General features: G+C 73.1%; 6 protein-coding genes and 1 pseudogene. 5 read left to right on the forward strand and 2 right to left on the reverse strand.

The genetic code is table 11. The features are described from left to right. Positions 1 to 20 precede the first annotated feature (20 nt). Both JJJ15_RS10210 and JJJ15_RS10215 read left to right on the forward strand, forming a co-directional pair. Positions 21 to 470 (forward strand): annotated as a pseudogene (locus tag JJJ15_RS10210) (universal stress protein); the annotation flags it as partial. A 309-nt stretch (positions 471 to 779) separates the two neighbouring features. Then, positions 780 to 1,052, forward strand: a complete 273-nt coding sequence (locus tag JJJ15_RS10215) for a hypothetical protein (protein ID WP_246742025.1) — start codon at positions 780 to 782, stop codon at positions 1,050 to 1,052. Between the two features lie 56 nt (positions 1,053 to 1,108). Here JJJ15_RS10215 and JJJ15_RS10220 read toward each other — a convergent pair whose 3' ends face one another. Both JJJ15_RS10220 and JJJ15_RS10225 read right to left on the reverse strand, forming a co-directional pair. Further along, complete coding sequence (locus JJJ15_RS10220; RefSeq protein ID WP_200510659.1) at positions 1,109 to 2,038, reverse strand: TPM domain-containing protein; 930 nt, start codon at positions 2,036 to 2,038, stop codon at positions 1,109 to 1,111. A 9-nt stretch (positions 2,039 to 2,047) separates the two neighbouring features. Next, positions 2,048 to 3,397, reverse strand: a complete 1,350-nt coding sequence (locus JJJ15_RS10225; protein ID WP_200510660.1) for a hypothetical protein — start codon at positions 3,395 to 3,397, stop codon at positions 2,048 to 2,050. Positions 3,398 to 3,801: 404 nt separating this feature from the next. On the opposite strand from JJJ15_RS10225, the gene JJJ15_RS13540 reads away from it, so the two are divergent. From JJJ15_RS13540 to JJJ15_RS10240, 3 genes are all read left to right on the forward strand, one after another. Next, positions 3,802 to 5,106: an SPFH domain-containing protein gene (locus JJJ15_RS13540; RefSeq protein ID WP_200510661.1), complete on the forward strand. Its 1,305-nt coding sequence runs from the start codon at positions 3,802 to 3,804 to the stop codon at positions 5,104 to 5,106. A gap of 365 nt (positions 5,107 to 5,471) precedes the next feature. Beyond that, positions 5,472 to 8,168, forward strand: coding sequence for a pyruvate, phosphate dikinase (gene ppdK, locus JJJ15_RS10235; RefSeq protein WP_200510662.1), 2,697 nt, complete (start codon positions 5,472 to 5,474; stop codon positions 8,166 to 8,168). 144 nt (positions 8,169 to 8,312) lie between these two features. Next, positions 8,313 to 14,306, forward strand: a complete 5,994-nt coding sequence (locus JJJ15_RS10240; protein WP_246742026.1) for an Ig-like domain-containing protein — start codon at positions 8,313 to 8,315, stop codon at positions 14,304 to 14,306. Positions 14,307 to 14,335 lie beyond the last annotated feature (29 nt).

Genomic DNA, 14,335 nt, shown 5'->3' on the forward strand with positions numbered 1-14,335 from the left:
CACACGAAAGGATGACATCCGTGACCTATACCACTATCGTCGCCGGAGTCGGCAACCTTGAGGAGAACACCCACGTCATCGACCGAGCCTGTGAGATGGCGCGCCTGTGCGACGCCACCCTGCTCCTCGTGGCGGGATTCGATCCCGTCTCGGCCCGGGATAAAGCCCGAGTCGCCGACACCGCGCAGGTCGCCGACGTGCGAGTGAACGAGGTCCAGCTGACCGAGGACGAGGCCTACGCCGTCGTCGAGAAGGCGCGCGACATCGCCGTCGAGCGCGGCGTCGGCCTCGCCCAGGGCGTCGTCGTCGAGGGGACGGCGGTCTCCGCCCTCACCCTCGTCGCCATTGAGACCCAGGCCGATCTCGTCGTCGTCGGATCGCGGGGCGTGGACTCCCTTCTGGGCAGGCTCTTCGGGGCGGTGAGCATCCAGGTGCTGCGCAAGTCCCGGTGCGACGTGCTCGTCGTCGTCGAGCCCGACGCCGCGTCGGACTCCGCCGCCGCCGCTAAGACCGCCGGGAAGCCGGCCGACGCCGACGCCGGGAAGCCGGGCGCCGCCAAGCTCGTCGGGAAGCCGGGCGTCGCCAAGATCGTCGGGAAGCCGGCCGACGCCGACGCCGGGAAGCCGGCCGACGCCGACGCCGGGAAGCCGGGCGCCGCCAAGCTCGTCGGGAAGCCGGGCGCCGCCAAGCTCGTCGGGAAGCCAGCCGGCTGAGCCGGTCCCGGTCCGGCGGCGGGGCGGTCCTGCACGGGACCGCCCCGCCGCCGCTGTGCGGGCGGCGTGCGTGCCCCCGGTCCGGTGCTGGGCGCCCGCCCCCTGCGCCGCGCCATCCAGCGCGATATCGAGGACGCCCTGAGCGAGAAGATCCTCTTCGGGGAGATCGAGCGGGGCCAGAAGGTCCTGGTCGACGCCGTCGGGGAGGGCCTGCTGGGCGAGTTCACCTTCCGGGGGGTGCCCTGGGAGCGCGTGAGCGACGAGCAGGCCGCCATTAACGCCGCCGAGGAGACCGTGGCCTCCGTGGAGGGGGCCGCCGTGGCCGCGGCGGAGGGCTGAGCGCGCTGGCGCGCGGCGGCCGGTGACAGGTTTCCCCGTCACCGGCCGCCGTCGTCTCAGAAGCTGCCCCCGCCCCCGCCGTGGGTGGCGCCCGAGGAGGAGGTGTGCGTCGAGGAGTCGCTGGAGGACGAGGAGGAGCTGGACTCCCGCTTGGTGCGGGTGACGTACTTGGTGACGAAGCGGTCCTGTCTGCTGGTGATCGTCAGGGAGCCGGGGGTCACGTAGCTGCGTGCGTCGGGCTCCAGGCCCTCGTTCCTCATCCTGCGCACGAAGACCAGCTGCACGATCATCCAGCCTGGCCCGACGCCTCCCAGCAGGACGCCGCCGCCGGCTCCCAGCCAGTGCAGGGTCTTCTGCCGGGCGGTCAGGGGGGCGTGGGTGATCGGGCTGCCCGCGCGCGCTGCCTTCATGTAGCGGTCGCACTGCTGGACGAAGAGCGTAGCGGCCCCGTTCCAGTCGCTCTTGCCCAGCGGCTCCTTGAGCCGGGTGCCCAGGGCCTGGATGCCGGCGTCGGTGAAGGTGGTGATGGAGGTGCCGCGGGTGGAGATCCACCAGTCGCGGCTGCCCGGGGCGATGAGCAGCAGGACGCCGCTGCGCTCGGGGCCCAGGCCGTAGCCGTGGTCGTCGAAGTAGTCGTCGGCCCGTGCCATGGGGGTCTTGCCCCCCAGCTCGGCCAGGAGGACCACAATGTCCTGGCCGTAGGTGGCCGAGACCGTGGCGATCCGGTTCTCCAGCTCCTGCTTCTGGGCGGCGGACAGGCGGCCGACCTCGTCCACGACGTGCTCGCTGCCGGCCCGTGCCGGGGCCGCCAGCAGCGTCAGTGCCGTCAGGAGGCTCACGGCCAGGGCCACGAGGGCCCGGGCGGACCGCAGGGCGGCGGGAGACCGTAGGGTGCCGGGAGACCGCAGGGCGGTGAGGGCCCGGGCGTCGGGGGACCGTAGGGCGGCGGGTACCTGGCGGCCCCGCGGGTGCTCGGTGGTGCTCATGGCGCGCTCCTAGATGACGGACAGGTGGACAATGAACCAGCCGATCGTCCCGAACAGCAGGCCCAGGGGGATCATGAAGGCCGCGTACAGGGCGTTGAGCCGCCTGCGGCTGATCGGGAAGGTCCCCACGACCTCCCCGGTCTGCCCGTTGACGGCAAAGGGGTAGCTCTTGCCCGCGTAGCTAATGACAATGAGCCACACCGGCAGCAGGGCGTACCAGGTGGCCGTGTGGTCCACCCTCGTCTCGCAGGACTCCCGCCTCAGGGTGGAGTAGCCGGTGACGGTGCCCTCGACCATCTCCGTCAGGCTCTCGCGGGCGCGGGTGTCCGCGCGCTCCAGGGTGTCCTTGGCCGCGATGTCGTAGGAGGAGGCCACGTACCCTGACAGGTAGGCGGTGGCGAAGGGCCTGGAGGCCTGCACGTCGAAGGGCTCGACGCCCTCGGCGCGGGCCGGCTCCAGCTTGGTGGTGCCGCACACCGGGATCCCCCGGAAGGCGACGGAGCCCTCGCGCACCACGTCGTAGACCTTGGTCTCGGTGTAGTCGTAGTCGGAGTCCGACCAATGACGGTAGTTCTCCGCGTGGAAGCGCAGGGTGCCTGAGGCCTGGCCGTCGTGGAACCAGTAGGGCAGGTAGGCGCCGGTGGCCTCGGTGAGGGTGTGCTCGTCCCGGAAGGCCGGCGGCAGGAGGAACTTGCCCTTGGTGGCCTTCCGGAAGGCGGCGACCATGGCCTTGCGGTCCAGGGCGAAGGGGATGAGGAAGTTCGGGGTCTGGGTGGCCCTGATCCGCGAGGCGGCCACGAAGGTGTTGCCGCAGAAGCCGCAGCGGGTGGCAATGAGGGTCCTGTCGCCCACGATCTCGGCACCGCAGGAGTTGCACACCAGGTGGGACAGCTCCCTCTCCTCGGCCGCGCTCAGCGGGCGGGGGGCCTGCCAGCCGGTGGCCGGTGCCGGTGCAGTACCTGGGGCCGCGCTGCCGGGGGCCAGCACAGTACCTGGGGCCGACCCCTCGCCGGTGGCCGGTGCGGTGGCCGGTGCCGGTGCGGTACCGGGTGCTGGCACGCTGCCGGAGGGCGGCACGGTGCCGTGGCCGGCCGGTGCTCCAGGCCCCGGGGCGGGGGCGCCGGGGCCAGCAGAGGACCCGGGGGCGCCGGGGCTGGTGGTCCCGGGGCCGCCAGCCCCGGGTGGGCCGTACCCGCCGTCGGCCTGCGCGGGTCCCGCACCCGCCTGGGAGCGGGAGAAGGCCTCGACGGACTCCACGCTCGTCCTGGTCCCGCAGTAGTCGCAGCGCATGAGCCCGCTGGCGGGGTCGAACTCGATGGGTGCCGAGCAGGAGGGGCACTTGTACTGGATATCGCTCACTGTGACCTCGATGTGGACGCCTGGTGCCTCCCCCCGGCCGGGCCGCGGGGCCGGTCCCGGCCTCGTGGCCCGGTGCTGACGCGGGTGCACGTGCCCGGCCGGTCCCGCGCCGGGCGCAGGGTTGGCTCGGGAGCAAGGATATAGGGCCTGGACCGCCCCTGTCCCGGCCGCCGCTTGTCTACGTCCTGCGCATACGTCCCGTGCAGTGAACCCGGCGCGCCCTTGTCCCGGGCCTGGCCGGCCGCCGCGTTTGTCCGCCCGTGACCTGACCGGGTATCCTCGCCCCAGGCTGCCGGTGGGTTCACCGGTAGCGTCGGGCCGGGTCCCGGACGCGGGACCTGCTGGCGGCCTGGGGCCGGCGGTGCCGTCGGGCCCGGGACTCGCAGGGAAGGGCGGTTCGCTCTATGGGACTCATTCTGGCGGCGGCTGGCGCGATCGGCGGCAACCTCGGCGACCAGTGGCTCGACGCCATCGAGGCACAGGACATGGGTGAGGGGGTCGTCTTCTGCAAGGGCGCGAAGCTGCGTAGCGACGACCGGCGCTCACACAACCGCCGGGGCACCACCGACGTCATCTCCAACGGCTCCAAGATCCACGTCTACGACCGCCAGGCCATGATGCTGGTCGACGGCGGGCGCATTACCGAGTTCAGTGCCGAGCCCGGCCTGTACACGGTGGACTCCTCCATGATGCCCTCCATGTTCGCGGGGGGCCTGGGGGCCTCGGTCAAGGACGCCTGGGAGCGCTTCAAGTTCGGTGGCGGCACGCCCACCAAGCAGCAGGCCTTCTTCGTCAACCTCCAGGAGATCAAGGGGATCCGCTTCGGCACGCCCAGCGCCCTGAACTACTTCGACTCCTTCTACAACGCCGAGCTGTTCCTGCGGTGCCACGGTACCTTCTCCCTGAAGATCTCCAACCCGATCCTGTTCTACCAGGAGGTGGTGCCCCGCGACGCGACCACCGTGCACATCGACCAGATCAAGGAGCAGTACCTCTCTGAGTTCCTGGAGGCGCTGCAGGCCTCGATCAACCAGATGAGCGTGGACGGGATCCGCATCTCCCAGGTGCCCTCCAAGATGCGCGAGCTCTCCGCGTACATGCGTGACACCCTCGACGCTGACTGGCTGCAGATGCGCGGCATGGAGGTCTGCTCGGTCGGTATCGCCTCGATCACCTACGACGAGGAGTCGCGCAAGCTCATTGACGTGCGCAACCAGGGCGCCATGCTCTCCGACGCCGCCGTGCGCGAGGGCTACGTCCAGGGCGCCGTGGCCCGCGGCCTGGAGGCGGCGGGGTCCAACCCCGGCGGCGCGGGCGTGGCGTTCATGGGCATGGGCGTGGGCATGCAGGCCGGGGGCGGCTTTATGCAGGCCGCCTCGCAGTCCAACCAGGCCCAGATGGCGGCCCAGCAGGCTGGCGGGTACGGCACGGTCCCCCAGGGCGGGCAGGCTGGCCCGGGTGGGCAGGCCGGTCCGGTCTCCCAGGGCGGCCCGGGCGGGCAGGGCGCGGCGCCCCAGGCCCCGGCGGGCGGCGGGAGCTGGACCTGCCCGACCTGCCAGACCACCTCCTCGGGCCGCTTCTGCCCCGGCTGCGGCAACGCCAGGCCCGCGGACCCGGCCGGTGGGGCGGCGTTCTGCCCCAACTGCGGCAACCGCTTCGAGGGCGCCCGCCCCAGGTTCTGCCCCCAGTGCGGCAGCCCGCAGTCCTAAGGGACCGCACTCTCCCGGCCCTGCCCGTACATGCTGGGTAGCCGGATGGGGGTCGGCAGCGCCGCGCCCTCTCCCGGCCCCGCTGGCCGGGACGGCGCCCGGCGCCTCCCCGCCCCGGCGCACTACCCCGGCGCGCCCCCACCCAGCGCATTACCGCCCAGCGCGCCACCGGCCGGCACGCCGTCGTCCGGTGGCGCGCCAGCGGCCCTGCCCGCGTGCCCCGGGCCCCGCACCGGCGTGTCTCGGCCGCAGGCGAACAGGCACCGCGTGGTTTTGTGCCTAGGACTGAGGTCACATTACAGTGTCTGGCGTCCATGTGCCGCGCACTGTGGCGTACCACGTCAGAGCGACCAGAAAGAGCAACGATGCCCAAGTATGTTTACCGGTTCAGTGAGGGAGACAAGGACCAGAAGGACCTCCTGGGCGGCAAGGGGGCGAACCTGGCCGAGATGACCCGTCTGGGCCTGCCCGTGCCCCCCGGCTTCACCGTCACCACGGACGCCTGCCGCGCCTACCTGGCTGACGGCGAGGTCCCCGACGAGCTCGCCGTCCAGGTCACCACCGCGCTGCGTGAGGTCGAGGAGGAGCTGGGCCGTGAGCTCGGCGCCGCGAAGGACCCGCTGCTGGTCTCGGTGCGCTCCGGCGCCAAGTTCTCCATGCCGGGCATGATGGAGACGGTGCTGAACATCGGTCTCAACGACGAGTCCGTCAGGGGCCTGGCCGAAGCCTCCGGCGACGAGCGCTTCGCCTGGGACTCCTACCGGCGCCTGATCCAGATGTTCGGCAAGACCGTCCTGGACGTCGACGGCGAGCACTTTTCCAGGGCTCTGGAGGCCAAGAAGGCGGACCGCGGCGTGGCCCTGGACTACGAGCTGGACGTTGAGGCCCTGACCGAGCTCGTTGAGGAGTACAAGGCGATCGTGGCCGAGCACGCCGGGATCGACTTCCCCCAGGACCCGCGCACCCAGCTGGACATGGCCACCGAGGCCGTCTTCCGCTCCTGGAACACCGAGCGCGCCCACATCTACCGGCGTCGGGAGAAGATCCCCCACGACCTGGGCACCGCCGTCAACGTGTGCACCATGGTCTTCGGCAATATGGGCCAGACCTCGGGCACCGGGGTGTGCTTCACCCGCGACCCCTCCACCGGCCAGAGCGGCGTCTACGGCGACTACCTGGTCAACGCCCAGGGCGAGGACGTGGTGGCCGGTATCCGCAACACCCTGTCCCTGGCGGACCTGGAGCGCCTGGACAAGACCTCCTACGACGAGCTGCGGGCCGCCATGCGCAAGCTGGAGACCCACTACCGCGACCTGTGCGACATCGAGTTCACCATTGAGCGCGGCAGGCTGTGGCTCCTGCAGACCCGCGTGGGCAAGCGCACCGCCGCCGCGGCCTTCCGCGTGGCCACCCAGCTGGTGGACGAGAGGCTCATCACCACCGACGAGGCCCTCACCCGCGTCACCGGCGAGCAGCTCACCCAGCTCATGTTCCCCCAGTTCGACGAGGACTCCGAGCGCGACCTGCTCACCCGCGCCATGCCCGCCTCCCCGGGCGCGGCCGTGGGCTACATCGCCTTTGACAACGACGAGGCCGTCGAGCGCTCCGAGGCCGGGGAGTCGGTCATCCTGGTGCGCCGCGAGACCAACCCGGACGACCTGCCCGGCATGGTGGCCGCCGCCGGCGTGCTCACCGCCCGCGGCGGCAAGACCAGCCACGCCGCCGTCGTGGCCCGCGGCATGGGCAAGACCTGCGTGTGCGGCGCCGAGGACCTGGAGGTCGACGCCGAGGCCAGGACCCTGCGCGTGGCCGGGCACGACCGGGTCCTGGGCCCGGGGGACACCATCGCCCTGGACGGCACCACCGGGGAGGTCTTCCTCGGCGAGGTGGCCGTGGTGGACTCCCCGGTCATGACCTACCTGCGCCGCGGCCTGGAGGAGGCCCTGGACACCGCCGGGGACGTGGACACCCGGGAGCTGGTCACGAGCGTGGACCGGATTATGCGCCACGCCGACAAGCGCCGTCGCCTGGCGGTGCGCGCCAACGCCGACACCCCCGACGACGCCCTCCAGGCCTTCTACCGCGGCGCCCAGGGCGTGGGCCTGTGCCGTACCGAGCACATGTTCCTGGGTGAGCGCAAGCAGTACGTCCAGAACCTCATCCTGGCCTCCGGCCAGGACGAGCGCGAGGCCGCCCTGGCCGCCCTGCTGCCCCTGCAGAAGGGCGACTTCGTCCAGATGTTCGAGACCATGAACGGCAAGCCCATGACGGTGCGCCTCATCGACCCCCCGCTGCACGAGTTCCTGCCCGACCTGACCGAGCTGAGCGTCAAGGTGGCTCTCGACCGCGAGCGCGGCACCCTGGACCCGGCCGACGAGGCCCTCCTGGCCGTGGTGCGGCGCAACCACGAGGCCAACCCCATGCTGGGCCTGCGCGGGGTGCGTCTGCTGCTGACCATGCCCGGGCTCATTGAGCTCCAGGTGCGCGCCATTGCCGAGGCCGCCGTCGAGCGCCTGCGCGCCGGGGGCGACCCGCACCCGGAGATTATGATCCCGCTGGTGGGCTCCGTGCGCGAGCTGCAGATCGTGCGCGAGCGGGTCGAGGCGGTCCTGGCCCAGGTGGGCTCCGAGTCGGGCTACCGGCTGGACTTCCCGATCGGCTGCATGATCGAGCTGCCCCGCGCCGCGGTCTCGGCGGACACGATCGCCCAGGAGGCCGACTTCTTCAGCTTCGGCACCAACGACCTGACCCAGACCACGTGGGGATTCTCACGTGACGACGTCGAGGGCGTCTTCTTCCGGGAGTACCTGGACGCCGGGGTCTTCGGCGTCTCGCCCTTCGAGACGATCGACGAGCGGGGCGTGGGCCGCGTGGTGGAGCTGGGCGTGGAGCGCGCCCGGGGCACCAAGCCCGACATCAAGCTCGGCGTGTGCGGCGAGCACGGCGGGGACCCCGACTCCATCGAGTTCTTCCACCGGGTGGGCCTGGACTACGTCTCCTGCTCGCCCTTCAGGGTGCCGGTGGCGCGCCTGGAGGCCGGGCGCGCGGCGGTCATGGGCTGAGGGACCGGCTGGCCCACCGCGGGTCGGCCGCCCCACCGCGAGGCGGCCGACCCCGGCGTCCTGGTAGGGCCTGTGCCCCGGGGTCGGTGAGTGTGCCACACTTGGCCTCGTTCCCCTGCACCCACTGAGTTCCCCGAGGTGACCATGACCTCCCCCAGGTCCCTGACGGCGCGGCACCTGCCCTCCCTCCTCGTCCTCGCCCTGGTGCTGGGCGTGGGCGTCATGGCCCTGGCCCACCCCGGCGTGCGGACCACGGAGGTGGACGTGGACGACGGCGGCGTCTGGGTGACCAACGAGGCCAAGCAGATGGTCGGCCACCTCAACTACGACTCCCGCACGCTGGACGCCGCCCTGCGCGCCGGGACCATGGACTTCGACATCGGCCAGGCGGGGGAGACCGTCACCTTCTCGGACCTGACGGCGCACTCGGTGGCCCCGGTGCAGGTGGCCGAGGCGGCCCTGGGGGCGGCCACCTCCCTGCCGGGGCGGACCCTGGCCGTCCAGGGCGGGGACCGGGTGGGGCTGCTCGACCCCGACGAGGGCAGCCTGTGGGTGGTCGACGCCCGGTCCCCCGCCGCGGCCCTGACCGAGTCCTCGGCGCTGTCCACGGGCCTGAGGCGGGGTACGGTGAGCGCCGCCCAGGACGGCACGGTCGTGGCGGCCTCCGCGGCGGCGGGGCTCATGGTCACCGTCGCCCCCACCGGCAGCCTCGACTCGGTGCGCACCACCCGCCTCACCGGCCTGGCCCAGGGCGCGAGCCTGTCCCTGACCGTCGTCGGCGACCGGCCGGTGGGCCTGGACGCGGACTCCGGGACCCTGGTCCTGCCTGACGGCTCGGTGCGTGACCTCAGCGCCCAGGGCGTGGGCACGGGCGCCGTCCTGCAGGCCCCCGGGCCCGCCTCCGACTCGGTCCTGGTCTCCACCGGCTCGGCCCTGCTGTCCGTCCCCCTGGACGGCGGGGAGGTCACCACCACCCCGGCCACCGCCGACGGGCGCACCGGCGCCCCGGCCCCTCCCGTGCGCCACCAGGGCTGCGCCTACGCCGCGTGGGCGGGGTCGGGCGCCTACCAGCGGGTGTGCGACGACCCGGGCGCCTCGACCGCCATGGTGGTGGACACCCTCATGGCGGCCAGCAACCAGCTGGTGTTCCGCACCAACCGGACCCGTATCGTCCTGAACGACATCAGCTCGGGCTCGGTGTGGCTGCCCGAGGAGAACATGGTCCTCATGGACGACTGGGACGAGGTGGAGAAGCAGCTGGCCGAGAAGGAGGACCAGGAGGACTCCCCGGAGCAGACCGACCAGATCGCCGACCCCCACCGCAATGAGCAGAACACCCCGCCCGACGCCGTGGACGACTCCTTCGGGGTGCGCCCGGGGCGCACCACCACCCTGCCCGTGCTGCAGAACGACTCCGACGCCGACGGCGACGTCCTGACCGCCACGGCCACCACCACCCCCTCCCTGGGCTCGGTGGCCGCCACCCGGGGCGGGCGGGCCCTGCAGGTCACCGACGTGGAGGAGGACGCCACGGGCTCGACCACCTTCACCTACGAGGCCTCCGACGGGCAGGCCGCGGACACCGCGACTGTCACCGTGACCGTCCACCCCTGGTCGGACAACGAGGGCCCCACCCAGCTGCGTGACCCCTCCCTCCGGCTGGGGGCCGGGGCCCAGACGGACTACAACGTCCTGGCCGACTGGATCGACCCCGACGGCGACCAGGTCTACCTGTCCTCCGCCACCGCCCCGGAGGGGACCGAGGTGCGCTACACCGAGGAGGGCACGGTCTCGGTACGGGACCTGGGCGGCGGGCCGGGGCCCAGGGAGGTCACGGTGGTGGTCTCCGACGGCAGGGCGTCCACCACCGGGACCCTGACCGTGGACGTCCAGGACGCCGGCAACGTGCCCCCCACCGCCAACGCGGACCTCTACGTGGCCCGGGTGGGCGAGCCCCTGACCCTGGAGCCCCTGGCCAACGACACCGACGCCAACGGGGACCCCCTGTCCCTGGTCTCCCTGTCGGTGGCCCCCGCGGGCACCACCCTGACCCCTGACCTGGCGCTGGGCACGGTGAGCCTGACCGCCACCGCCCCGGGCACCCACCAGATCACCTACACGGTCACCGACGGCCCGTCCACCGCCCTGGGGGTCATCCGCGTGGACGTGGTCCCCGTGGACGAGCAGGCGGTGCCCGTGGCCGAGGACGACCTGGCGGTGCTGCCGGCCGGGGGCTCCAGCCTCGTGGCGCCCCTGGGCAACGACTCCGACCCCTCCGGCGGGGTGCTGGTCATCCAGAGCGTGGAGGCCCCCGGCGACGGCCGCCTGGAGGTCACCCTCGTGGACCGCCACCTCCTGCGGGTCTCGGCCCCCTCCGGCCTGGACGCCCCGGCGTCGCTGCGCTACTCGGTGTCCAACGGACAGGCCACCGCCACCGCCTACGTCACCGTGGTGCCCGCCCCCGCCCGGGACGACAAGCGCCCGCCCCAGCTCCAGGCGGACTGGGCCAAGGTGCAGGTCGGTGACGTCGGCAGCGTCAACGTGCTGGCCAACGACACCTCGCCCGCCGGCCTGCCCCTGAGCGTGGACCCCGACCTGGTCTACACCCCCAGCCCGGTGGGGACCCCCTTCGTGACCGGCAACCTGGTGCGCCTGGAGGCGGGCACCTCCCCGGGCACCCTCCAGGTGGCCTACAGCGTCCACGACTCCTCGGGGAACCTGGCCACCTCCACGGTGACCTTCGAGGTCATCGCCTCCGACCAGGCCAACAACGCCCCCCAGCCCCAGGCCCTGACCGCCTGGGCGGTGACGGGGGAGACCACCCGCATCCCCGTGCCCCTGAACGGCACCGACCCCGACGGGGACTCCGTCAGCCTGGTGGGCGTGGCCCAGTCCCCCACCAAGGGCACGGTGGAGCTGGGCACCGGGTGGCTGGAGTACACCCCCGCCCGGGACACCACGGGCACCGACGTCTTCACCTACACCGTCGAGGACAGCCGCGGCAAGCAGGCCTCGGCCCGGGTGCGGGTGGGCATCGCCCCGCCCTCGCAGGTCAACCAGGACCCGGTGGCCCAGGACGACGTCGTACGGGCCCGCCCGGGCCGGCGCCTGTCGGTGCCCGTGACCGCCAACGACATCGACGCCGACGGCGACCCGGTCGCCCTGGTGCCCGGCTCCCTGGAGTCCCCTGTGCTGGCCGCCACGACCACCGGGAACTACGTGAGCGTGACCACCCCCGCCGCCGAGGGCTCCTACCTGGTCTCCTACGGGATCTCCGACGGGCGGGGCGGGGGCGGGCGGGGCACGCTGACGGTCAACGTCTCGGCCGACGCGCCCCTGGCCGCGCCGGTGGCCCGCGACGACAACGTCCTGCTCTCCGAGCTGCCCGAGCACGGCCAGGTGCGTATCGACGTCCTGGCCAACGACGAGGACCCCGACGGCGACCGCTCCTCCCTGAGCGTGACCGCCCACGGCGAGGGGGTGGCGGTGGACGGCTCGAGCCTGCTCATCACCCCCGGCGCCCGGCGCCGCCTGGTGGTCTACACCGTCACCGACGCCGACGGGCTGAGCGCCTCCGCCCTGGTCTCGGTGCCCGGGGCCGACCGCTCCGCCCCGGTCCTGGACGCCACCCGCCTGCCGGTGCGGGTCCGCTCCGGGCAGGACGTGACCCTGGACGTGCGCGACTACGTCCTGGTGCGCCCGGGCCGCAGCGCGCGGGTCACCGACGCCTCCACGCTGGGCGCCTCGGTGGGCGTGGACCCCGGCATACGCCTGTCCGACGAGTACCACCTCACCTTCCGCGTGGCCGCGGACTACTACGGCAAGACCTCGGTGTCCTTCACGGCGCGCGACGGCGCCGCCGAGGACGACTCGGCCACCTCGGCCTCCCTGACCCTGCCGCTGGAGGTGGAGAGCACCCGCAACAACCCGCCCACCCTGCGCCCCACCCTCATACGGGTGGCCGCCGGGGAGGACGCCGTCACCCAGGACCTCTCCCTCATGGTGGACGACCCCGAGGGCGCCGACCCCGCGGGCTTTACCTACCAGGTCTCCGACGTCCCCGCCGGGGTGAGCGCCTCCCTGAGCGGCCACACCCTGTCGGTGCGGGCCGACGCCGGCCAGGCCAAGGGGCCGCTGGGCTCCCTGACGGTGTCCGTGGACGACGGCTCCGGGGCCGTCACGGCCCAGGTGCCCGTCACCCTGGTGGCCTCCACCCGGGCGCTCACCCGGGTCTCCGACGCCGTCATCACGGCCGCCCGCTCCGGGGGCACCGAGGCGGTGGACCTCACCCAGTACACGATCAACCCCTTCCCGGGCACGCCCCTGCGCGTGGTGGGCTCCTCGGTGCAGGTGGGCCAGGGCACGGTCGACCCCCAGGGGACCACCCTGAACATCACCCCCGCCACCGGCTTCCGCGGCCAGATGACGGTCACCTACCGCCTCATGGACGCCACCGGTGACGCCGACCGCGTGGTGGAGGGCCGGGTCCGCCTGGTGGTGCGCGACCGCCCCGAGGCCCCCACGAACGTGCGGGTCTCGGCCGCCGGGGCCGGGCACGCCTTCGTGACCTTCGACCCCGGGGCGGACAACGGCGCCCCGATCACCGGGTTCACCGTCACCGACGCCGCCACCGGCGAGGACTACACCTGCACGGTGGCCTCCTGCGAGCTCACGGGCCTGTCCAACGGGGTGCGCCACTCCTTCACCGTGGTGGCCCACAACGACGTCGGGGACTCCCCGGCATCAGCCGCCTCGCCCGCCGTCCTCATTGACACCGCCCCCGCAGCCCCCGCAGCCCCCGTCGTCGTCCCCTCCGGCAGCGGGAGGGTCACCGTGACCTGGCAGGAGCCGGCCAACGAGGGCTCCGCGATCACCGGCTACACGGTGTCCCTGGCCGGGAGGCAGACCAGGGAGGTGGGCGGCGCCGAGCGCTCGGTGACCTTCGACGGGCTCACCAACGGGCGGACCTACTCGGTGACCGTGACCGCCCACAACAACGCCGAGCAGCCCTCCGGGCCGTCCCCGGCCACCCAGGTGGTCCCCTACGGGCCCCCCGACGCCCCCGTGGTCACCGACGTGACCAGCACCGGGGGTACCGGGGACCACGCCTCGGTCCACGTGGCCTGGACCCTGGGGCGGGACAACGGCCGGGCCTTCACCACCGCCACCGTGGCCGTGGGCACGGTGAGCACCACCGTGCCCGCCACCGACGGGTCGGTCGACCTCAGCGTCCCGGTGGCCGACACCCAGGCGCGGGTCACCGTCCAGGTCTGCACCCAGGCCGGGGACTGCGCCACCTCCCCGGAGCGGTGGGTCCACGTGGTCAGCGCGCCGCCCGCGCCCGACGGCACCCTGGGCGTGGCCCCCACCGGCTCCTACGGGACCCTGAAGGTCTCCGGGGTGTCCCGGGCCGCCGGGGGCGGCTACGGCCTGTCCAGCCTCTTCCTGGAGTACTGCGTGGACGCCGGCTCCTGGAAGGATCTGCCCGATGACGGCGTCGTGAACGTGGGCACCAACGCGCCCGTGAGCCTGTCGGTGCGCCAGCGGGGCGTCAACGCCCAGGGGGTGACCGCCTACTCCACGGTCCTGGGGCCGGTGACCGCCAGCGCCCAGAGCACCCCGTCCCGGCCCGACATCTCAGTGACCAAGGTCACCTCCACCTCCGTCCAGTTCTCCTGGAGCGTGCCGGAGGCCTCCAGCCCCGCCGCCACCGCCTCCGTGGCCGTGGACGGGCAGAGTGTGGCCACCAACCAGGCGGAGACCGGGGCCTACACCGCCACCGGGCTGGAGCCCGGCAAGGATCACGTGATCACGCTCACTCTCACCAACTCCCTGGGCTCCCAGCAGGCCAGCACCACCACCACGACCCTGCCGGCCCTGACCCTGGCCCCCGAGACCTGCCAGGGCGACGAGGCGGGTGCCGGGGTGGACTGCCGCACCTACTCCGTGACCCCCAGCTCCTGGCCCACCTCACTGGGGCAGATGACCTGCACCTTCTCCACCGACCTGCCCGGCGTGCCACCGGTGAGCGCGACCCTGCGCGACGCCACCAGGCGCCGCTCGGGGATCGCGGTGACCTACACCAGCCAGGACGAGCTGACCGAGCACGCGAACGAGCTGGTCTCCTGCACCGGCTGAGCGCCCCTCCTGCCCGCCTCCCACCCATC

It is taken from the genome of Actinomyces sp. HMT897, assembly GCF_016626125.1.
Classification (GTDB): domain Bacteria; phylum Actinomycetota; class Actinomycetes; order Actinomycetales; family Actinomycetaceae; genus Actinomyces.